Genomic DNA, 20,480 nt, shown 5'->3' on the forward strand with positions numbered 1-20,480 from the left:
TCAAGCTCAGCAGATTAGCGAAACTTTGCTAACACTGCTTTTTGCTAACACTGCTAAGGTTCATGGCGTACATACTTTTTATGCACGCAGTTTGCCTCAGGCGCACGGAAACCCATGCGGTTGCGACATGGGCAGACTATGTCGTACCGGATAATCCCCATAAAGCTGATTGCGAGCAAACTAAACAACGTCTAGGGTGAAATGCGTCATTTTGCTGTCGGTGCGGCTTCAGCCGTACCTAAAAAGACGTTTATCGAACCAGACGCCGTTTAAACACCGTCTCGCTACCATCAATGATTAAAGGCTCAATCCATGCCACTTTATTATTTTTCATCAACCGCTAAGCATAGCCGCGTGACAACGAGGTTTTGCGACTGATTGCGCTCAACGATAGTAAATTTTACTCCTCAACGAGTACGTTTACGAGATGCAGGTTTTTCAGTACAGCTTCGTTTAGTACATGAAAATGTGGAACAGTGATTACGCGGCTCGCGGTAATTCGGCGAAACCATCCGACTCGTCGAAAAAGTTTCCGTTGATGGCTGAAAGACGACCTTTGTGGCTTAGCCGCCGAATCTCCGATGGATGCGCAAAGGCAACTAGCTCAGCCAACCGGGCGCGTTCTCGGGCGCTCAGTGGCTGATCGCCGGTATCCGGCTCGGCCAGAAATTCACGAATCTGAACGCTCCCCCGGCGGCGGGCGATACGGACCTGCCGGATCTGTTGATTTCCCAATTTAGCAAGCACCTGGTCGACAAAGCGCTGCACAAACGCTTGTAGCTCCGGCGATGGGACGGCGTTCTCCCGACCATGATGCCGAGCCAAGACAGGTACGTCGTAGGTTAGAGCAACCTCAAAAGTCGAAATGGGTGCACCCGTGTTACGGTCCCTGACTGAGTAAATGGCGCTCTCGCCGAGCACGCACTTGATCGCATAGCTGGCGACGCAGTGCTTCTGCGTCCGTCCCTCGTGTTCCAGCGCTTGCTGGCTGGTGAGTTCGATGATCCGATAGCCCCTGTCGCTGTAGCTGACAGGACTGTCCATTAGACCCGGCCAGGACAGCGCGGCAGCCAGTGCCGGATCAGACACGCCGAGACGTTCCATGCTGAAGCGCCGATACCCTTGCTGCCATTGCCCGGCCATTTCAGTCAGGCGGGGGAGCGAATATCGTCCGAACCAGCGCGGAAAGAAGCTCGGAGGCGGCGCATTGCCCGCCGACGCCAGCAAGGACATCCTCGGTTTCTGTGCTTTTAGCACGGGGTAGAGGCCATAGCGATAGACCGCGTGCATCATTTCGTAGATGGGTTGGACGCTGAAATCGGCGCCGAGCTTGTGGCTGAGTAAGGTACGGCCCGAATGCCAACCAGCGGCAAACGGCTTGATCAATGGCACGAGGTCAGTGCGCAGCGTGGTCGCAAGATCACTCAAAGACCCGGCAAGATCCAAGAATGCCGTCCAGTCCTGCTCCGTTTTTGGCAAGTATTCCGCCGGAAGCCGGTCGAGCCGGTTGAGAAGATCCACTCGCCGCTCGTCTGGCGCACGCACAGTGCTCAGCGTCCGGCAACATTGAATCGTGCGCGGCTGGACCTGATGCGCCGCCGCTAGCGCGTGGGTCAAGGGCTGACCACGGTCGACCATGCGCCGCAGTTGCCAATCCGTGCGAAGCCTTGCACCGAAGAGCGGAAACGCTTGGACAGCCTGAATGCGGTTACGATGCGGTTTACCGTTGACGTCGAGATAGTGATTGAAGGCCTCGACCGTCGCCGCCCCTTCGGTACGCATCGCTGCCAGGACATCCGATGGCAGTTGATCTAAAAAGAGGCTGAGCGCGTGCCCGAGCACCGCTCGCTCGATCCGCGAGAGGACGACTCTGTCGCGCTCGAGATTCTCACCATCGTCGATCACGGGCAGGGTCGCCAAAATCCGCGACGCAGCACCCATGGCAAGTTGGTTGTAAAACGCTGAATCGGCTTGAAGAACGGCCTGTTCTCTCAAGACAGTGCCTCCAATGAATTGGCTCCCGGTCGCTCGGTCGCTTCTATAGGCGAAGACTTGGCGATTGGATTGCTCCACGATCCAGAGGCAACGAAGATTGCCGAGCGCGTCAGCCTCTCCACAGGACTCTCCCATATTGATCAACAAGGCTTGCCGCACCCCAGTATAGTGCCCAGGTGCAAAGTATCGCGCCCGGTATTCACGTAGCCCGCCGACCGAAAAGATGCGGCGAAGCAAGTCACTCGCCAGTCGTGTTTCAGTGTCTCCGCCAATATGCCGATGTGCCCAGTGCAGGATTGCGCGACCTTGTGCCAACATCCTTTGACCTTTCGGTGATGGTGTTGGCCGGTATTAAGCGAAACCCATGCCACTATGATTTTTCTTGGTGCTTTTTAAGTCGATTGGTCAGTGTCGTCGCGCTGCCGAGGCCCAGTAGCGCGGCTGCACGGGTCTTGGTGCCGCCCGCAACGTGCATTGCCTCATCCAGGTAGTGTCGCTCGACCTGGTCGAGAATGTTATCGAGATCAATACCTTGCCTCACGTCAAGACTGAGGATTGAGTCGCTCGTCGAACGGCCGACCGGACTTGGAAGCAAAGCATCTTGGGCATCGTCGACATCGATCAGCGAGCCGGGAGTCCAGACAGCGGCACGGCGCAACGTGTTGAGCAGCTCACGGATATTACCCGGCCATCGGTGTTGGAGTAGAAGATTTCTTGCAGTAACGGAAAGTTTTTTTGGCTCATAGCCAGGTTCGCCGACGCTCTCTCGGTTCACCTGATCGAGCAACCGATCCAACAGCAACCCCGCATCGTCCTCCCGCTCACGCAACGGCGGCAGTTGAATCACCGCCACCGCCAACCGATAGAACAGATCCTCGCGAAACCGCCCCGCCGCAACCTCCTCGATCAGGGACCGATTGGTCGCCGCCACCACCCGCACATCGACCCCAATCGGCTGAGTCGCCCCAACGCGCGTCACCTCCTGCTCCTGCAACGCCCGCAGAAACCGCACCTGCGCCGGCTTCGGCAACTCACCGACCTCATCGAGAAACAGCGTGCCGCCATGTGCCGCCTCGAAGTAACCCAGACGACGCCGATCCGCACCGGTGAACGCCCCTTTCTCATGCCCGAACAGCTCGGACTCCACCAGTTCCGGCGCGATGGCCCCACAGTTGACAGTCACGAACGGCTGCTCACGACGCGGACTCGCACGATGGATGGCGCGCGCCAGCAGCTCCTTACCGGTCCCGGATTCGCCCTCGATCAGCACCGGAATCGACCGCAACGCCGCACGGCGCGCACGCGCCAGCACGCGCTGCATGATCGCACTGCGATGAAGAATGGCCGAAAACTCCGGCGCCTCCGGCGGCAACCCGGCGGTCAGACGCTCCAACTCACGATCCGGCCGGTCGAGCAGATCCGGGATGAAATCAGCGGAGATATCGAAGGGCACCGAAGCCGACTCGACGCCATGCGACAGCGAAGATTGAATGAGATCAGCCGGAAAACGGGTCTTGGCCAGAATGATCCAGACCGCCGCCATCGCCGGTGTGCCCGGACTGAGATGAAAGGTCAGATGATCGCCGTCGCCCAAACGCTCGGCACAGGTCGCCACGACCTGCCGCGCCTGGCGATAGATGGCGCCGAAGTCCATCGGATTCGGCAATTCGACCGGATGCAGTGTGACAGGGAGCGCAACCTGCGCCGCCAGCCAGCGGACATAGACGCTCGCCTCGGACTCCGAGCAATCACACAGCAGATGCAACGCCGCAAAGCGCCCAGTCTGGAGCGCACGCGCCACGGGACCGACGCCGATCCGTTCCGGATCCTCGACCGCGCGCAGATCCGTTTTGCCGAGCCAACTGAGAAGTAGCGCACTCATTAAGTTTTCTGAGAAGCTGTCAAGCCATTTTTGTTGCGCGCCGATCCTTATGGAATCTACCACCCCAGCTCCGGTTCCCGCTGACGCGAAGCCGAAGAAGCGTAGCTCTGTGCGTCATACTCGGGCGATTCAGCGGGATCGCCAGCACCGCCCGACGAGTGCCCCGACAGCCGAGGCGGTCGCTGAACGTCTGCAGGATCGGGTGGTCTGGGTCGGTCAGGGCGCCACCCGCCAGCGCGTGCGCCTGATCGAGATCCAGTCCGGTGGAACGGTCTACCGCTATCTGACCAATGCGCTCAATCCCGTCGACTTGCCCTCGGCCTACGCCGCCGCCCTCTAGGCCCAGCGTTGGCGAGTGGAGGACGCCTTCGCCATCGCCAAACGCTTGTTGGGAATGGCTTATTTCTACGGTGGGGCGCAAAACGCCGTGGAGCTGCAACTGTGGGCCACCTGGATCCTGTACGCCGTGCTGGTCGATTTGACCGATGCCGTGGCCGAAGCACTCAGACGCCCCTTCGCCGAGATCTCCATGGAAATGGTCTACCGCAGTTGTACTTCATCGTCGGCGCCCAACAACAGGATCCCACGCTCGACCCCGTGTGCTATCTGGCCGAGCACGCCAAGCCGCTGGGCCTCATCAAACGTCCACGCAAGCCGCCTAAACAAAAGGCTCAGGCTCCACTGGATTCTGCTTGACATGATGACCAATCCCTTAACTTGTAACGGATGCCCCAAGATAGTTCCGTTTTGGATCTTAACTGGCTACGATGGATCCATGTAACGGAGGTTCGAAATGGCCATCAACGTCAAACTCTCAGAAGCCTGGTCGAGAATGCCAGGCGCTACGGCGCCATCGAGCATCGCTCTGTGCCTAAACAACCTGATGGCCGATCAGCAAGACCCCGTGGGCGAGTACCAGTTCGGCTGATGCGTCGCCTCCTCGTCACGCCTGCGTTCGAGCGCACGGCCAAAAAACTGCATCGCCAGCAGAAGACCGCGCTCGATGAAGCCCTGCGCGCCGTCGCCAGTCAGCCGGAATTGGGAGAGGCCAAAGTCGGCGGCCTGACTCCTGATGGTCGACCCGCACGAACATTTCTACCGTGACCAAGGTACCCAACACATGAGTCCCCAACATCCTGTCGAACAGGCGCTGCCAGAGGCCATCGCCGCCCCGCGCGCCGACTTCACCACCGGCGACGGCTGGCGCCTGGCCTATTACACCGACCGCACCCAGTCGGGACGTCCGCTGGTGCTGATCCACAGCATCAATGCCGCCTCCAGCAGCTTCGAGATGCGCCCACTGTTCGAGCACTATCGACTCTCGCGGCCGGTCTACAGCCTGGATCTACCCGGCTTCGGCCACTCGGAGCGCCGCGCCGCGGGCTACTCACCCGCGCTCTATGCCCAGGCCATCGCCGAGTTCCTCACCCAGGTCGTCGGCGAACCCGCCGACCTGATCGCGCTCTCTCTTAGCTGTGAGTTCGCCGCCCAGGCCGCACGGCTGGCGCCGGACCATCTGACCTCGCTGGCGCTAATCTCACCGACCGGATTCGGCGAACAGCCGCTGCCGAGCTCCAGCCCGGTCACGACGCTGATGAAATGGCCCAAACTCAGCCAATGGGTCTATGGCCTGGTCGCCTCGCGCCCGAGCATCCGTCATTTCCTCAGCCGTTCCTTCGTCGGCCCGGTGCCCGAGGACATGATCGATCAAGCCTGGGCCACTGCGCATCAGCCAGGCGCGCATCATGCGCCACTGACCTTCCTGACCATGCGCCTGTTCACGCCCGACGCCATCGATCTGCTCTACGACCGGCTCACGGATCTCCCGGTGCTGGTCATCGCCGACCAGGATCCCTACATCCGCTTCGAGCGTCTGCCGAGCTTCGTCGTGCGTCACGACACCTGGCATCGTGTCACGCTGGAGCCGCACAAGGGACTGCCGCACTGGGAGAAACTTGCCGACACGGTTGCCGCGCTCGACGCCTTCTGGGTGCACCCGCCGCTCAAGCGCGCGGCCTGAGCCAGTGGACGCGCTCGGTGAGCGCCGTGAGTCCACGTCGGCGGAAGTTCGGCGACTCGTCCAGCGCGTCGATCTCAGCCAACAGTTCAATATGATGATCGGCCTCGAACAACTGCGCGATCTCGGGCGGTTGAACCGAGAAGGGCGGGCCGCTCATCTGGCTCTGGTCGTAGTCGAGGGTGATCAGCAGCCGGTCGACCGGACGCGGCAGGATGGCACACAGATGCTTGGCATAACGCGCACGCATCGGCGGCGGCAGGGCGATCAGCGAGGCCCGATCGAAGACCGCGCCCACACCGTCGAGATGCTCGGGACGCAGATCGAAGAAGTCACCCTGCAACAGCACCAGCTCATCGACCTGATAGATGCGCAACGCGCCCAGCTCGGTGATCCGGGGTTCGAGCCGGTGCTCGGCCATGAACGCCTCGATGCCAAGCCGACTCAGCTCCACCCCGACCACCCGATGCCCCTGGCTGACCAGCCACACCAGATCGAGCGTCTTGCCGCACAGCGGCACGAAAACGCGCGTCTCGCGCGCCAGACCCAGCTTGGGCCAATGCTCCTGGAGATGGGCATTGATTTCATTGAGATGCCAGCCGATCTCGCGTCGGTCCCAGCGCTCCAACCAGAATTGTGTGTCCAATAGCCGTACTCCAACAAAAGGATGTGCAACGACGCGCGCTATGGTGCACTCAAAATGCGGCGAAATTGTGTATTTGGGAATTTGGGCCGGACGCGGTTTAATGACTGCATCCAGGGTTCAAACCTATAGAGATAGAGGCCGTCTCAGCATTCATGTCCAGTCCAGCCGCCTCCACCCATGCCGATCAGTATCCGCCGCGTGCCGATCTCGAGGCCGCCTTCCAGGCCGTGCGTCGCGCCAAGGTGCCCCAGGCGCCCGATATCGTCCTGAGTCTGCGCGACGAACTGCGCCTGCCTGACCCGGACCTGATGCGGGCGGCCGATCTGATCGCCCAGGATCTGGCCATGACCGGCCAGGTGCTCAAGACCATCAACTCGCCGCTCTTCGCCAGTCGCACCAAGATCAGCAGCATCCGGCAGGCCGTCACCCTGATGGGGCTGCGACGCCTGACCAATCTGGTCACGGCCGAGGCTTTCAGCCGTTTGGTCGGCGACCGCGAGGGCGGGGCGCGTCTGATCCTCGACTTCATCCAGGAGCAGGCGCGCATGGCCGTGTCAGTGGCCGCGCTGGCGCCCGAGCTGACGCTGGATGAAGCCTATCTGTTCGGCATGATGCAAGGTGTCGGCAGTCTCATCTTCGCCGATCTGATCGAGGACTACGGCAATGAGTGGACGCTCCAGGCGCTGACCGCGCATCAGTCGCTGATGGACTATGAGCGCCGCGCGCTGGGCACGGATCATGTCACGGTCGGCTTTCTGCTGGCTGGAACCTGGCGTCTGCCCGAACCCGTGGCCCTGGCGATCTATCATCAACATGCCAGCGAGCCGCCGCAACAGTTCGATGCGTCGCTGCGCGCCCTGATCGCTGTTGCCCGACTCTCGCGCGTGCTGCTGGCGCTGCGGCGCGGTATCGAGGATAACCACGCGCTGCTCGACCAGCGCGATTGGGGGCTGAATGAGCTGGACGTGACGCCCGAGACCTGGGAGCGACTCGTCGCGCGTCTCCTGGCTGATGACGACGGCACCTGACGCGCGCCCCGACCCGCGCCGACGGTTGCAAGACCTGCCCGTCGGCCCTGGTGTCTACCGGATGCTCGATGCTCAGGGCACCGTGCTCTATGTCGGCAAGGCCAAGAATCTCAAGCGTCGGGTCTCCAGTTATTTCGGGCGCACACTCACACCCCGTCATGAGCGTCTGGTCAGCCTGATCGCCGACATCGAGGTGACCGTCACCCGCACCGAGGGCGAGGCGCTGCTGCTGGAGAGCCAGCTCATCAAATCGCTCCAGCCGCGCTTCAACGTACTGCTGCGCGATGACAAGAGCTATCCCTATATCCAGCTCACCCGCCAGGACACCTATCCGCGGCTGGCCTTCTATCGCGGCCCGCGTCAAACCGAAAGCCGGCTGTTCGGCCCCTATCCAAGCGCCTGGGCGGTACGCGAGACCTTGCAGATCCTGCAAAAACTGTTTCCAGTGCGCCAGTGCGAAGAGGGCTTTTTTCGCCATCGTTCGCGTCCCTGTCTTCAGTATCAGATCAAGCGCTGTAGCGCGCCCTGCGTGGGTCTGGTGACGCCCGAGCAGTACGCCGAGGACGTGGCGCGCACCGTCAAGTTTCTCGACGGACGCGCCAGCGAGGTCGTCGATGAGCTGGTCGCGGCGATGGAGACGGCGGCGACCGCGCTGGAGTTCGAGCGCGCGGCTCAGTATCGCGACCGCATCCAGGCGCTGCGCCGGGTGCTGGAACGCCAGTCCGTCAGCGGCGAGGACGGCGATTTGGACATCATCGCCAGTGCCCGCGAGGCCGATGTCTGGTGCGTGCAGGTGTTCGTCGTGCGGCGCGGACGTCATCTCGGCAACACGGCTTTTTTTCCCAAGGCACCGGCGGACATGGAGGAATCAGCGCTGCTGGCCGGTTTTCTGGCGCAGTTCTATGCCACACACGAGGTTCCGGACACGCTGATCCTGAGCGCGCGACCCGATGAGGCCGAGATCCTGTGCGAGGCACTCGCCGAGCGGGCGGGGCGGGCGGTTCGGCTCCATGTCAATGTGCGCGGCGAGCGCGCGCGCTGGCTGGAGATGGCGCGTGACAATGCGCGCTTCGCGCTCCAGCAGCGGCTCGGCAGTCAGGCCGGTTATGCACGGCGCCTGGAATCATTGCGCGAGGCACTGGGGCTGGCCGACCGGCCCGAGCGGATGGAGTGCTTCGACATCAGCCACACCCAGGGCGAGCATACGGTAGCCTCGTGCGTGGTCTTCGACGGCGAGGGGCCGCGCACGTCTGATTATCGACGCTTCAACATCACCGGCATCACCCCAGGCGACGATTATGCCGCGCTCGATCAGGCGCTGACGCGGCGCTACAAGCGGGTCGAGCAGGGTGAATATCCAATTCCCGATCTCGTGCTCATCGATGGCGGACGCGGCCAGCTCGCCGCTGTCAGCGGCGCGCTTCAGGAACTGGGTCTGCATGGTCTGAACCTGGTCGGCGTCTCCAAGGGGCCGGATCGGCGTCCAGGTACAGAGCGCCTTTGGTTGTTGGGTCAGGAGGCGCCCGTTATACTGCCAAGCGACTCACCGGCCATGCATCTGATCCAGCAGATCCGCGATGAAGCCCACCGCTTTGCGATCACCGGCCATCGTCAGCGTCGCGCCAGGGCGCGTGTGACCTCAGTGTTGGAGGACATTCCCGGTATCGGCCCCAAGCGCCGTCAGCGGCTGCTGCAACACTTTGGCGGACTGCGCGGTCTGGAGCGCGCCGGGGTCGATGACATCGCGGGGGTCGAGGGCATCAGCCGCCCACTGGCCCAGCGCATTCACGCCGCCTTCCATCGAGACCAAGCCTGAAATCATGTGGAACCTGCCGAATATCCTGACGCTGCTGCGGATCGTGCTGATCCCGGTGTTCGTCGTCGTCTTCTATCTCGACTCGGTCTGGGTGCCCTATGCGGCGGCGGCCGTCTTCGGCGCGGCGGCCCTGACCGACTGGCTCGATGGCTATCTGGCGCGCAAATGGAACCAGACCTCGCCGCTCGGCGCGTTTCTCGATCCGGTCGCCGACAAGCTGATGGTGGCTGTGGCGCTGGTGGTGCTGTTGCAGGCCGATCCGCGCGTGCTGATCGCGCTGCCGGTGATGGTCATCATCGGGCGCGAGATTACGGTTTCGGCCCTGCGCGAGTGGATGGCTGAAATTGGCGCGCGCGCGACCGTGGCTGTTTCGACGCTTGGCAAGATCAAGACTACCGCGCAGATGATCTCGATCGTGGTGCTGATTCTGCGCGACTCGGTGTTCGGTCCCTGGACCTATGGTCTGGGCGTGGTGCTGCTCTATGTCGCGGCCCTTCTCACGCTTTGGTCGATGATGCTATATTTAGCGTCTGCCTGGCCCAGCCTGTCGGGGCAGACCGATCCATCAGACAGCCGTCAGTCAAAATAAATTTCTAAATCGACTTGACGGACTGAGAAAAGCGTCTATAATGGGCGTCTCTCAAGCGGGAATAGCTCAGTTGGTAGAGCACAACCTTGCCAAGGTTGGGGTCGCGAGTTCGAGTCTCGTTTCCCGCTCCAAATTCTAAAACAAACGGCACTCTTCGGGGTGCCGTTTGTTTTTGTCTTGTGTCGATCCGCACAGGCTCACCCTGAAATCACCCCGACGCCGCCTCCTGCGCCTGCCGCCGCGCCCGATTGAAGAAATGCCGTGTGGCCTTCTCGCGCGCCTCGGCGTCGGTGAACACGATGTTGCGCATTTCGTTGTCCTTCTGAAACAGCCGAATCGCGCCCTGCAAGAAGGCGGTGGCAAAGGCGCTGTAGTGGGCGATGAGGTGATCCTGCAAGACCCGTTCGGTGTGGATGGCGCTGATCGGGTGGGCGGCCATGATCGTTCAGTCCAATGCGTCGAGTTCTTCGTAGATCAGACTCAGCGGCAGCCCGATCCCGAGACAGTCGAGGGTCAGACTGCCTTCCGTCACGCGCTCGGCGTGCCAGTCGCACGAGCGGCGATGATGCCAGATGGCGCGTTCGGTTTGGCTGACGAGCAGGTAGTCCTGGAGGCTCGGTAGCGTGATGTATGACAGGAATTTTTCGCGTCGGTCAAGGCGTTCGGTCGAGGGGGACAAGACTTCGACGATCACGCAGGGTTTGGTGCGGTAATAGGTCTCGCGGTCATCGGGTGCGCAGCTCAGGAGCAGATCGGGGTAATAGAAGATGTCTTGGCCGGCGATCTGCAAACGCAGCTTCATATCGCTGGCAAAAAGCTGACAGCCGTGACCGCGCACCAGTGGACGCAGTGTGGCAACGAGATTGGAGACGATGATGCCATGCCGGTCGCTCGCGCCGGTCATGGCATAGACCTGACCATTGATGTACTCGTGGCGCAGTTCGGCGGTTTCTTCACCGGCGAGATACTCGTCAACGCTGATGGCGGGCGACAGGTTCGGGGCGGGCATGGGTTGAGTCCTGTGATTGCGGCAAATCGGCTCAGGGGATTGGGCGTGCGTCTGCTTCGGCGGCGTGGGCGATGTCGTCGAGCGTGCGGGTAGTGTGGCCGCGTCGGCTCCAGGTGGTCACGTCGATCTGGCCGGTGACGGCGGCGGTCCTGAAACTCCCAATGCGGTGTCGAGTGCGCGGTGCCGACACATGACCGATACACGACCACTGTCGGCATCACCGCCGTGGCCGAAAGGTAGAGCAAAACACAGGTCATGGCTAGGGGCGCTAACAAACCGTTAGCGCAGGTTTTAGAAGGCTCCGGTCTACGAGGCATGGGTAAAGGTGGGGGCGAACCCGAAGAATGAGTGCCGCTTTTGTTTGTGCCGCCGCAATCGCGCTCAGCGATCCCTTTGCAGGACTCCGGACTTCCGTTATATTGCTGCTTAGCAGCATCCATCGCGAGCCGAACCGCTTCGCTCGCCAACGCCATTGCGGCCAGCGGCCGGCCGTTTCAGAGGCTCACCCATGCTTCGTAAGATCCTGATCGCCAATCGTGGCGAGATCGCCGTGCGCGTCATCCGAGCTTGTGCCGAGATGGGCATTCGCTCGGTGGCCATCTATTCTGAGGCCGACCGTCACTCGCTCCATGTCAAGAAGGCCGACGAGGCCTACAGTCTGGGCAGTGACCCGCTCGCCGGTTATCTCAATATCCACAATATCGTCAATCTGGCCGTCATGACCGGCTGTGACGCCGTGCATCCCGGCTACGGCTTCCTGTCGGAGAATCCCGAGCTGGCGCTGACCTGCGCGCGGCGCGGCATCACCTTCATCGGCCCGAACGCCGAGGTCATCGCACGCATGGGCGACAAGACCGCCGCGCGTCAGGCCATGCAGAAGGCCGGGGTGCCGGTCACGCCAGGCAGTCCCGGTAATCTGGACAGTCTCGACGAGGCGCTCGCCTGCGCCGAGCAGATCGGCTATCCGGTCATGCTCAAGGCGACCTCAGGCGGCGGCGGGCGCGGCATCCGTCGCTGTGACGATCCAGCCGCCCTGCGCAACAATTACGAGCGCGTCATCTCAGAGGCGACCAAGGCGTTCGGACGTGCCGAGGTGTTTCTGGAAAAGTGCGTGGTCAATCCCAAGCACATCGAGGTCCAGGTGCTGGCCGACCATCATGGTCACTGCATCCACCTGTTCGAGCGCGACTGCTCGATCCAGCGCCGCAATCAGAAGCTGATCGAGATCGCCCCCTCGCCACAGCTCGACGATGCTCAACGTCAGTATGTCGGCGGACTGGCCGTGCTGGCCGCGCGCGCGGTTGGCTACACCAATGCAGGTACCGTGGAGTTTCTGCTCGATTCCGACGGGCGCTTCTACTTCATGGAGATGAACACCCGCATCCAGGTCGAGCACACCATCACCGAGTCGATCACGGGTGTGGATCTGGTCGAGGAGCAGATCCGGGTCGCCGCCGGCTTGCCGCTGCGCTACCGCCAGGATCAGATCAAGCGTCGCGGCTTCGCCATCCAGTTCCGCGTCAATGCCGAAGATCCCAAGAACAACTTCCTGCCGAGTTTCGGGCGCATCTCGCGCTATTACGCGCCGGGCGGTCCGGGCGTGCGCACCGATGGCGCCATCTACACCGGCTACCATGTGCCGCCCTATTACGACTCGATGCTGGCCAAGCTCATCGTCTGGGCGCTCGAATGGGACGACGTGGTCAATCGCGGCCATCGGGCACTGCGCGACATGGGCGTCTATGGCGTCAAGACCACCATCCCGTTCTATCAGGAGATCCTGCGCCATCCCGACTTCCGGGCCGCGAATTTCGACACCGGATTCCTGGAGTCGCATCCAGAACTTCTGAACTATTCGACCAAGCGCCGCCGCGAGGACATCGCCTCGGCGCTCGCCGCCGCCATCGCCGCGCACGCGGGGCTTTGAGACAACCGACCGGCTTCAAGCGAGTTCACTCATGCCGAAGATCAACATCACCGACGTCATCCTGCGCGACGCGCACCAATCCCTGCTCGCGACACGCATGCGCACCGAGGACATGCTGCCGATCTGTCCCAAGCTCGACGCCATCGGCTACTGGTCGCTGGAGTGCTGGGGCGGGGCGACTTTCGACGCCTGCGTGCGCTTCCTGAAGGAAGATCCCTGGGAGCGTCTGCGCCAACTGCGCGAGGCACTGCCCAACACCCGGCTGCAGATGCTGCTGCGCGGTCAGAACCTGCTCGGCTACCGGCATTATTCCGACGATGTGGTGCGTGCCTTCGTGCGCCGCGCGGCCGACAATGGCATGGACGTGTTCCGCATCTTCGACGCGCTCAACGATCTGCGCAATCTCAAGACCGCGATCGAGGCCACCAAGGCCGCCGGCAAGCATGCCCAGGGCACCATCTGCTACACCATCAGTCCGGTCCACGACATCGCCGGCTTCGTCAGGATGGGCAAGGAACTGGCGGCCATGGGCTGCGACTCCATCGCTATCAAGGACATGGCCGGGCTGCTCACGCCCTTCGTCACGGCTGAATTGGTCAAGGCACTCAAAGACAGCGTCGATCTGCCGCTGCATCTGCACTCGCATGCCACCTCAGGTCTGGCCGATATGTGCCATCTGAAGGCGATCGAAAACGGCTGTGACACCGTCGATACCGCCATCTCGTCGATGGCCGGCGGCACCTCGCATCCGCCGACCGAGAGTCTGGTCGCGGCCCTGCGCGGCACCGAGTACGACACCGGGCTGGATCTGGAGGCCATCCAGGAAATTGGCATGTACTTCTACCAGATCCGCAAAAAGTACCATCAGTTCGAGAGTGAGTTCACCGGCGTCGATACTCGGGTGCAGATCAGTCAGGTGCCGGGTGGCATGATCTCGAACCTGGCCAACCAGTTGAAGGAGCAGAACGCGCTCGACCGCATGAGCGCGGTGCTGGAAGAGATCCCGCGCGTGCGCAAGGATCTCGGCTATCCGCCACTGGTCACGCCAACCTCGCAGATCGTCGGCACTCAGGCCGTGTTCAATGTGCTGACCGAAAAGCGCTATCAGACCATCACCAACGAGGTCAAACTCTATCTTCAGGGACGCTATGGCGCGGCACCGGCACCGGTCAATCCAACCCTGCAACAGCAGGCCATTGGTAACGAGGATCTGATCGAGTGCCGTCCGGCGGATCTGCTCAAGCCCGAGCTGGAGCGTCTGACCAAGGAAGTCGGGCCGCTGGCTGGCTCAGAGGACGACGTGTTGACCTATGCCATGTTCCCCGAAATCGGGCGCGCCTTCCTGGAGCAGCGCGCCGAGGGCACCCTGGTCCCTGAACCGCTGGAGCCACCGCCGAGCACCGCTGAGCCGGCCAAGGCCGCGCCGACCGAGTTCAACATCAACGTCCATGGCGAGACCTATCACATCAAGGTCACGGGCGCCGGTCATAAGGGCCAGGCTGAGCGTCACTTCTACTTCACCATCGACAACATCCCGGAAGAGGTGGTGGTCGAGACGCTCGACGAGCTGGTGCTCTCGGGCGGCGCTGAGGGGGCGGTGCCGAGGCCAAGCGCCAGCAAGCGTCCCAAGCCGAGCCAGCCGGGGCACGTCACGACCTCCATGCCGGGCAATATCGTCGATGTGCTGGTCAATGAAGGCGACACGGTAAGCGCTGGCCAGTCGGTCCTCGTCACCGAGGCGATGAAGATGGAGACCGAGATCCAGGCACCGATTGCCGGCACGGTCACCGCCGTCTATGTCAACAAAGGCGATACAGTCAACCCGGACGAAGTGTTGCTCGAAATCACGACGGCTTGATGCAACCCAGGGACTCCACGGCGAACGAAGCCTACAAAGGTTTCACCAACCATGAATGCCCGTTCTACCCCTGTCATGCAGGGGTCAGACGGGCGTTCAACTGTCTGTTCTGCTACTGCCCGCTCATTGCCTACGAGTGTCCTGGACCCTATCGGATCTATACCGACAAACATGGACTCAGGCGCAAGGACTGCTCGGACTGTCGGCTGCCGCACGAGGGGTATCAGGCGTCCTGGTCCTTCATCCAGACATGGCTGGAGCGGCCCAGGATCTGGGGCGGGGAGGTTCTGAGCGCGCGCGAGCGCAAGGCCGCGCGCGGGGGTTGAGCCGGGAAGGGCGCTATAGATCGCCGTTGGCGCCAGCCGTCATGATTTCATTCATGGTGTCGCGCACCTTGATCGCCAGCGCCTTGAGGTTCGGCGGCAGGTCGGCCATCTGCATCACCATGTCCAGATCCAGCGTCACCAGCCAGGCCTTGCCGTCCTGATCCTCGATCAGCGTGATGCGGCAGGGCAGATAGGCCGCGAAATCGATATTCTCGGCCAGCATCTGAGCGGCGATGCGCGCATCGCAGAACTGGAAGATCTCGACGTGCCTGGTCTCCACGCCCATGGCTTCCAGCTCCTTGTAGAGCGGCTGGCGCGCGACCAGCTTGAAGTTCAGCCCGTTGGCGCGCAGCAGCATGGAGTCGATCGCGTCCTCGATGGAGACGTCCTCGGCCAGCGGCCTCTTGACCACGGTGTCGGCGAGGCTCATCCCCTCGGCGCGTGGCGCCAGCGTGGCGAACAGCAGGGGGAGGGCGGCGAACAGTGCAAGCCAGTGGATCTTTCGCATGTGATGGTCCTCGTTGCTCCGTTGGGGTTCTTGTGTGTCGACGCGCGGCGTGTGCTGGAAACGCGTGCGCTTACTCGAAGTTATAGTGTTTTTCGACGGCCTCGATAACCTCCCAGGTGCAGGCGAGTCCGGCCGGGAAGGTGATGAGATCGCCGCGTGCGAACGCCTGCGGCTCGCCGCCCTCGGGTGTCACGCGAAAACGGCCGCGTAGCACATAACAGGTCTCGGTCTGGTCGTAGCGCCAGGGGAAGGTCGAGGGTTCCTTCTTCCAGATCGGCCAGTTCTCGACGCCCATCACATCCAGCTTGGCGGGTGAGGGTTTGTGTTCGCAACGGATCTCCAGGTCGCTCATGGGTTCTCGGTGGTCTCGTCGGTTGGGTTGAATCGGAGTGTCTGATTCGGGGCATTGGCCGTTCGCCAACCCTTCAAGCGCAATAGTGCGGTTTTCAGACGGCTTTTTCCAACGCTGACGCTTGTCCAGCCCGCGACCTTCGGCGAAGATCGCGCTCATCATGATGACGGACACCCCTTCACCCCATTCAGTCTCATCACACGAACTCACCCAGAGCGCGGCGCGCGTGGGCGAGTGCCTGCGCGCGCGTCGCTGGCGGCTGGCGACCGCCGAATCCTGCACCGGCGGCTGGATCGCGAAGACGATCACCGACATCGCGGGCAGCAGCGACTGGTTCGATCGCGGTTTTGTGACCTATAGCAATGCCGCCAAGCAGGAGATGCTCGGCGTCGACGCCGGGCTGATCGAAGATCATGGCGCGGTGAGCGCGCCCGTGGTGCGGGCCATGGTCGAGGGAGCCTTGACGCACAGTCAGGCCGAGGTCGCGCTGGCCGTCAGCGGCATCGCTGGGCCGGGCGGCGGCTCGCCCGAGAAACCGGTCGGAACCGTCTGGTTCGCCTGGGGGCGGATAGGGGACGGCGTGATGACGCGCTGTGAGTGTTTTGCAGGTGAGCGTGAGGCCGTGCGCGCTCAGGCGGTGCGCGCGGCACTGATGGGTCTGCTCGACGTGCTGAGTCACTGAACTCAGGCGGCGCAGACTCGATTTCTTCCTTCCTCCTTGGCTCGATAAAGGGCGAGGTCTGCACGGGCAACAAGCGCGTTGATGGTTTCCGAGGTTTGGTACTGGGCGACGCCGAAACTCGATGTGATGGATCGCTCAATCCCGAAGTCGCTTTCGGCAACACGTTGCCTCAGTAGCTCGGCTAATTTAGTGGCGGATTCCAGATCAGTTTGCGGACAGAGCATCAGAAACTCCTCGCCGCCCCAGCGGACGACCAGGTCGCAACGCCGGCTCTTGTGAACAAACAGTTGCGCGAATTTGATGAGCACGCGATCGCCGGCATCATGGCCCAGGCTGTCATTGATAGTCTTGAAATGGTCGATATCGGCAATGATCAACGACACCGCACTGCCGTAGCGCTCTGCGCGGACCCGCTCTTGGGCCATGGACTCGGCAAATTTGCGTCGATTGGCGACTCCGGTCAGTTGATCGGTGGTCGAGAGCACCTCAAGCTGCCGATTAGCCTCGCGCAGGCGACGGTTGTAGCCGGATCTGACACGCTCACGATAGAGCAACAGCAAGCCGATCACGCCAAGCGCGCCGAGCATCTTGAACAGCAGTGAGCGATCAAGCTCCTTGACGGTCTCCACCGTGGTCCAGCGCGAGACGGCCTGGTCGACCTCTTGCTCGGGCAAGGACTCCACGGCCTTCCGGTAGATCGACAGCAACAGCGGATCGTCGCCGCGCACGCCGACCGTCAGCGCGTAGCGCTCATCAAGCTTGCCGGCAATCTTGACGTCGATGAGCTGGTATTTGCGCATCGCATAGCCGATGGTCACGCTGGTGTCGATGAAACCGAATACCCGCCCCTCGCGCACCGCCTCAAGCCCGGCGAGTGGGTTCATCACCTCAATCAGGTGGATACCAGGGTAGCGACGGCGAAAGATCTCTTCGAGCGCGTGATGGCGAATCATCGCAAAGGTTTTATCGGAGACATCCAGGATGCTGTCGATGAAGGGCTGATCGTCGCGAGTGGCGATGACCAGGGGCACATCCAGGAAGGCGGGCGTAAAACCGAGAAAGGACTGGCGCTCGGGCGTCTCAACCGCCGCCGAGAGGAGATCGCAGCGCTGCTCGCGGGCGGCTTGCAGCGACTCGGCCCAGGTCGCGGTCGGCAGAATCTCGAGTTGGATATCGAGCCGCTTGGCGAGCGCATGATGGATGTCTGCAATGATCCCCCGGTAGCGGCCTTCATCGTCCAGATACTCGTAGGGCATCCATTGCGGATCGACACACAGCCGCAGTCGCTCCTTATTGAGGAGATAGCCTCGTTCCTCGGCGTTCAGCGTCACCCGTGGCTCAGGATCGCCGCGCGGATTGAGGAACCAGCGCCTCTGGATCGACAACCGCTCATCCTGCGGAATTGCGTCCAGGCCTTTGTTGAGAATGCTGAGCGCCTCTGGCCAGTCGTTGCGCACGGAGAACACCTGATCCATCGACTCGCCAATATTTGTCGCGACTTCCAGGGTGGGAAGGCCAAGACGGTCGGCGGCAAAGAGTGTTGCAATGTTGCCGAAGGTGGCATCGGCCTCGCCATGATCGACCGCGAGGATGGTTTCTTTAATGCCGTCCCCAAGCATCAGCTCGGCTCCGGCGACACTCCGCGCCAGCTTTTCGTCAGCCAGATTGCCGCGCTGAATCACCAGGGTCTTGCCGACCAGATCCCGAGTCGAACGGATGTTCGCCGGGTTGCCGCCGGCGACCAGCAGCATCTTGCGCAACGAGATATAGGGGGTGGAGAAGCTCAGAGAGTCTCGGCGCTCATCATGCACGGCGCTGCTGCTGAGACCATCGATGCGCCGCTCCCGTGCGGCCTCCAGCATGTCGCTCCAGCGACCCAGCACCAACTGGAAGTTGGCACCGGTCAGGGCATTGACGCGCTCCAGGATATTGGCATCGTAGCCACGAATGCGACCATCCGCCCCCGCGATGACATAAGGCTCCCAGCTCTCGTCGGTGCCCAACGTGATGCTTGGATGCTGGCGGAGAAAGGCCTGTTCCGCGTCCGACAGGACCACCTGCACCTTGGTGTCCGGCTCGGCGGACTCGGCCCAGAGCAGCCGTGGCAGCAGGATGAGCATTGCACAGAGCAGCGCCGCGACGGCGAGAAGGCAGGGGAAGCGCCTGAAGCGGCATTGTATGTGCATGGTTCAGTTTAACTCAGGAACCGCTCTAAACCGCTTTCTATATAGCATGGGCCTTGTTCGCTTCAAGCGCGCAACGCGGGCATTTTTGGCCGCGCGCCATGCGCTAGGCTGAAGTTATCCAACGCTTATGTCATAATTTTCGGCTAATTCGTGAGGTGCAACGGCTTGGATCCCAACCCGCAACGGAGACCCGAATGGACGAGAACCGCAAGAAGGCGTTGGCCGCCGCGCTGACCCAAATCGAAAAGCAGTTCGGTAAAGGCTCGGTCATGCGCATGGGCGATGTCGGAGCCGTGCGTAACATCGAGGCGATCTCGACCGGCTCACTCGGACTTGATCTGGCCCTCGGCATCGGCGGCGTGCCCAAGGGCCGCGTCATCGAGATCTACGGACCCGAATCCTCGGGCAAGACCACGCTGACACTGCACATCATCGCCGAAGCGCAGAAGCTCGGCGGCACGGCGGCCTTTGTCGATGCCGAGCATGCGCTCGATCCGGTCTATGCCGAAAAACTCGGCGTCAACATGACCGATTTGCTGGTCTCCCAGCCCGACACGGGCGAGCAGGCGCTTGAGATCACCGACATGCTGGTGCGCTCGAACGCGGTCGACATCGTGGTCGTCGACTCGGTCGCCGCGCTCACGCCCAAGGCCGAGATCGAAGGCGAAATGGGCGACTCGCACGTGGGCCTGCAAGCGCGCCTGATGTCCCAGGCCCTGCGCAAGCTCACCGGCAATATCAAGCGCTCCAACTGCTGCGTCATCTTCATCAACCAGATCCGCATGAAGATCGGCGTGATGTTTGGCTGCTTCGATTATCACGCGCGTGTCGTGCTCGCGGATGGCACGACCGAGAAGATCGGTAAAATCGTAAATCAGCGTCTCCCGGTCGAAGTCATGTCGATGGATCCCGCCACCGGTGCCATCGTGCCGCGCCCGGTCGTCAACTGGTTTCGCAATGGCGAGACCGACGAATGGCTCTATTTCGAGGTCGCGGCCGGCGGCGGTTCCGGGCGGCGCAAGTTCACCTGTACCGCGAACCATCTCATCTTCACACCCACGGGCGAGCGCCGTGCGGGCGAGCTTGAGGTCGGCGACGAAGTCATGACGGCCGTCAAACATTACGCCCTGAACGAAGACCAAAATCAGCTCATCCTGGGCGGCATTCTGGGTGATGGTTCGTTGCGTTTTGCCTCCGAATCCAATGTGTCCTTCCGCGTTGGTCATGGTCCGCAACAGCAGGACTATTGTCACTGGAAGCATGAGATGCTGGCGCCCTTCGCCAACCGCGTCGGTCCCACAGGCAATGGCCTCGGATTCGATACCCTGCCCATGGCTCAGTTGGTCGGTCTGCATCGCCAGGCGTACTCGGCTCAGGGTCGGCGTGTCAGTGATGGCATGCTCGCGGCCATGGATGCACGCGCCGTGGCGATCTGGTATGGCGATGACGGCACCTTCTCCGGCTCCTATGAGCAGTCGGGACACGGCAAGGCCGAGATTGGCTGCGTCAGCCTCTCGATGGACGATAAGGAACGCCTGGCGGATCGGCTGGAGCAGCTCGGCATGGGACGCCCGACCGTGCGCGAGCGTTCCCTGCTCTTTAGCGGCGAGCGCACCCAGCAGTTGCATGAGAAGATTGCGCCCTATGTGCATCCCTCGC

General features: G+C 62.0%; 20 protein-coding genes, 1 tRNA gene and 2 pseudogenes. 15 read left to right on the plus strand and 8 right to left on the minus strand.

Translation table 11 applies throughout. The annotated features are described in order from the left end of the window. Positions 1–480: 480 nt before the first annotated feature. A complete protein-coding gene (locus GJ668_RS12690) occupies positions 481–1,995 on the minus strand; it encodes a PcfJ domain-containing protein (protein WP_186343084.1) in 1,515 nt (504 codons plus the stop codon). 370 nt (positions 1,996–2,365) lie between these two features. After that, complete coding sequence (locus GJ668_RS12695) at positions 2,366–3,877, minus strand: sigma-54 interaction domain-containing protein (protein ID WP_155450523.1); 1,512 nt, start codon at positions 3,875–3,877, stop codon at positions 2,366–2,368. 109 nt (positions 3,878–3,986) lie between these two features. On the opposite strand from GJ668_RS12695, the gene GJ668_RS12700 reads away from it, so the two are divergent. The 5 genes from GJ668_RS12700 to GJ668_RS12715 all read left to right on the plus strand — a co-directional run bounded on the left by GJ668_RS12700 (position 3,987) and on the right by GJ668_RS12715 (position 5,897). Next, positions 3,987–4,217 carry a hypothetical protein gene (locus tag GJ668_RS12700; protein WP_155450524.1) on the plus strand — a complete coding sequence of 77 codons (231 nt, stop codon included), beginning with the start codon at positions 3,987–3,989 and terminating at the stop codon, positions 4,215–4,217. 209 nt (positions 4,218–4,426) lie between these two features. Then, on the plus strand, positions 4,427–4,573 hold the full coding sequence (locus GJ668_RS12705; protein WP_155450525.1) for a hypothetical protein: 147 nt from the start codon (positions 4,427–4,429) through the stop codon (positions 4,571–4,573). Positions 4,574–4,670: 97 nt separating this feature from the next. Next, positions 4,671–4,805 carry a hypothetical protein gene (locus GJ668_RS20940; RefSeq protein ID WP_281350234.1) on the plus strand — a complete coding sequence of 45 codons (135 nt, stop codon included), beginning with the start codon at positions 4,671–4,673 and terminating at the stop codon, positions 4,803–4,805. Beyond that, positions 4,805–4,981, plus strand: a complete 177-nt coding sequence (locus GJ668_RS12710) for a type II toxin-antitoxin system RelE/ParE family toxin (protein WP_155450526.1) — start codon at positions 4,805–4,807, stop codon at positions 4,979–4,981. The genes GJ668_RS20940 and GJ668_RS12710 overlap by 1 nt, the downstream gene beginning before the upstream one ends. Before the next feature lie 16 nt (positions 4,982–4,997). Beyond that, positions 4,998–5,897 (plus strand): alpha/beta fold hydrolase, encoded by a 900-nt coding sequence (locus tag GJ668_RS12715; protein ID WP_155450527.1) that lies wholly within the window; start codon positions 4,998–5,000, stop codon positions 5,895–5,897. On the opposite strand, the gene GJ668_RS12720 is transcribed toward GJ668_RS12715, so the two are convergent. After that, a complete protein-coding gene (locus tag GJ668_RS12720; RefSeq protein WP_155450528.1) occupies positions 5,881–6,540 on the minus strand; it encodes a thiopurine S-methyltransferase in 660 nt (219 codons plus the stop codon). The genes GJ668_RS12715 and GJ668_RS12720 overlap by 17 nt on opposite strands. Before the next feature lie 152 nt (positions 6,541–6,692). On the opposite strand from GJ668_RS12720, the gene GJ668_RS12725 reads away from it, so the two are divergent. From GJ668_RS12725 to GJ668_RS12740, 4 genes are all read left to right on the plus strand, one after another. Then, complete coding sequence (locus GJ668_RS12725; protein ID WP_155450529.1) at positions 6,693–7,568, plus strand: HDOD domain-containing protein; 876 nt, start codon at positions 6,693–6,695, stop codon at positions 7,566–7,568. After that, positions 7,552–9,384, plus strand: a complete 1,833-nt coding sequence (uvrC, locus tag GJ668_RS12730) for an excinuclease ABC subunit UvrC (protein ID WP_155450530.1) — start codon at positions 7,552–7,554, stop codon at positions 9,382–9,384. The genes GJ668_RS12725 and uvrC overlap by 17 nt, the downstream gene beginning before the upstream one ends. Positions 9,385–9,388: 4 nt before the next feature. Continuing rightward, positions 9,389–9,973, plus strand: a complete 585-nt coding sequence (gene pgsA / locus GJ668_RS12735) for a CDP-diacylglycerol--glycerol-3-phosphate 3-phosphatidyltransferase (protein WP_155450531.1) — start codon at positions 9,389–9,391, stop codon at positions 9,971–9,973. A 55-nt stretch (positions 9,974–10,028) separates the two neighbouring features. Next, a tRNA-Gly gene (locus GJ668_RS12740) sits at positions 10,029–10,104 on the plus strand. Positions 10,105–10,181: 77 nt separating this feature from the next. Here GJ668_RS12740 and GJ668_RS12745 read toward each other — a convergent pair. Beyond that, entirely contained in the window at positions 10,182–10,412 is a 231-nt protein-coding gene (locus tag GJ668_RS12745) for a hypothetical protein (protein WP_155450532.1), read from the minus strand. 6 nt (positions 10,413–10,418) lie between these two features. Beyond that, on the minus strand, positions 10,419–10,982 hold the full coding sequence (locus GJ668_RS12750) for a Uma2 family endonuclease (protein ID WP_155450533.1): 564 nt from the start codon (positions 10,980–10,982) through the stop codon (positions 10,419–10,421). Between the two features lie 508 nt (positions 10,983–11,490). On the opposite strand from GJ668_RS12750, the gene GJ668_RS12755 reads away from it, so the two are divergent. The 3 genes from GJ668_RS12755 to GJ668_RS12765 are packed head-to-tail and all read left to right on the plus strand — an operon-like array spanning position 11,491 to position 15,093. Further along, positions 11,491–12,909: an acetyl-CoA carboxylase biotin carboxylase subunit gene (locus tag GJ668_RS12755; RefSeq protein WP_155450534.1), complete on the plus strand. Its 1,419-nt coding sequence runs from the start codon at positions 11,491–11,493 to the stop codon at positions 12,907–12,909. Between the two features lie 31 nt (positions 12,910–12,940). Continuing rightward, on the plus strand, positions 12,941–14,767 hold the full coding sequence (gene oadA / locus GJ668_RS12760; RefSeq protein WP_155450535.1) for a sodium-extruding oxaloacetate decarboxylase subunit alpha: 1,827 nt from the start codon (positions 12,941–12,943) through the stop codon (positions 14,765–14,767). Beyond that, a complete protein-coding gene (locus GJ668_RS12765) occupies positions 14,767–15,093 on the plus strand; it encodes a cysteine-rich small domain-containing protein (protein WP_155450536.1) in 327 nt (108 codons plus the stop codon). Before oadA ends, GJ668_RS12765 begins: the two co-directional genes overlap by 1 nt. Positions 15,094–15,106: 13 nt before the next feature. On the opposite strand, the gene GJ668_RS12770 is transcribed toward GJ668_RS12765, so the two are convergent. Together GJ668_RS12770 and GJ668_RS12775 are read right to left on the minus strand one after the other, a co-directional pair. Next, a complete protein-coding gene (locus tag GJ668_RS12770; RefSeq protein WP_155450537.1) occupies positions 15,107–15,601 on the minus strand; it encodes a DUF302 domain-containing protein in 495 nt (164 codons plus the stop codon). 70 nt (positions 15,602–15,671) lie between these two features. Then, entirely contained in the window at positions 15,672–15,953 is a 282-nt protein-coding gene (locus GJ668_RS12775) for a cupin domain-containing protein (RefSeq protein WP_155450538.1), read from the minus strand. Positions 15,954–16,113: 160 nt separating this feature from the next. Between GJ668_RS12775 and pncC the strand changes: the two genes are divergently transcribed. Further along, complete coding sequence (gene pncC / locus GJ668_RS12780) at positions 16,114–16,635, plus strand: nicotinamide-nucleotide amidase (protein ID WP_155450539.1); 522 nt, start codon at positions 16,114–16,116, stop codon at positions 16,633–16,635. 2 nt (positions 16,636–16,637) lie between these two features. Here the strand turns inward: pncC and GJ668_RS12785 are convergent, their stop codons facing one another. Then, positions 16,638–18,821, minus strand: coding sequence for a transporter substrate-binding domain-containing diguanylate cyclase (locus GJ668_RS12785; protein WP_155450540.1), 2,184 nt, complete (start codon positions 18,819–18,821; stop codon positions 16,638–16,640). Between the two features lie 194 nt (positions 18,822–19,015). Between GJ668_RS12785 and recA the strand changes: the two are divergent. Together recA and GJ668_RS21095 are read left to right on the plus strand one after the other, a co-directional pair. Beyond that, positions 19,016–19,627 (plus strand): annotated as a pseudogene (gene recA, locus GJ668_RS20945) (recombinase RecA); the annotation flags it as partial. After that, positions 19,619–20,365, plus strand: a pseudogene (locus GJ668_RS21095) (intein-containing recombinase RecA); the annotation flags it as partial. The pseudogenes recA and GJ668_RS21095, both read left to right, overlap by 9 nt. Positions 20,366–20,480: the final 115 nt, after the last annotated feature.

The sequence above is a fragment of the Allochromatium palmeri genome (assembly GCF_009720725.1).
GTDB lineage: Bacteria > Pseudomonadota > Gammaproteobacteria > Chromatiales > Chromatiaceae > Thermochromatium > Thermochromatium palmeri.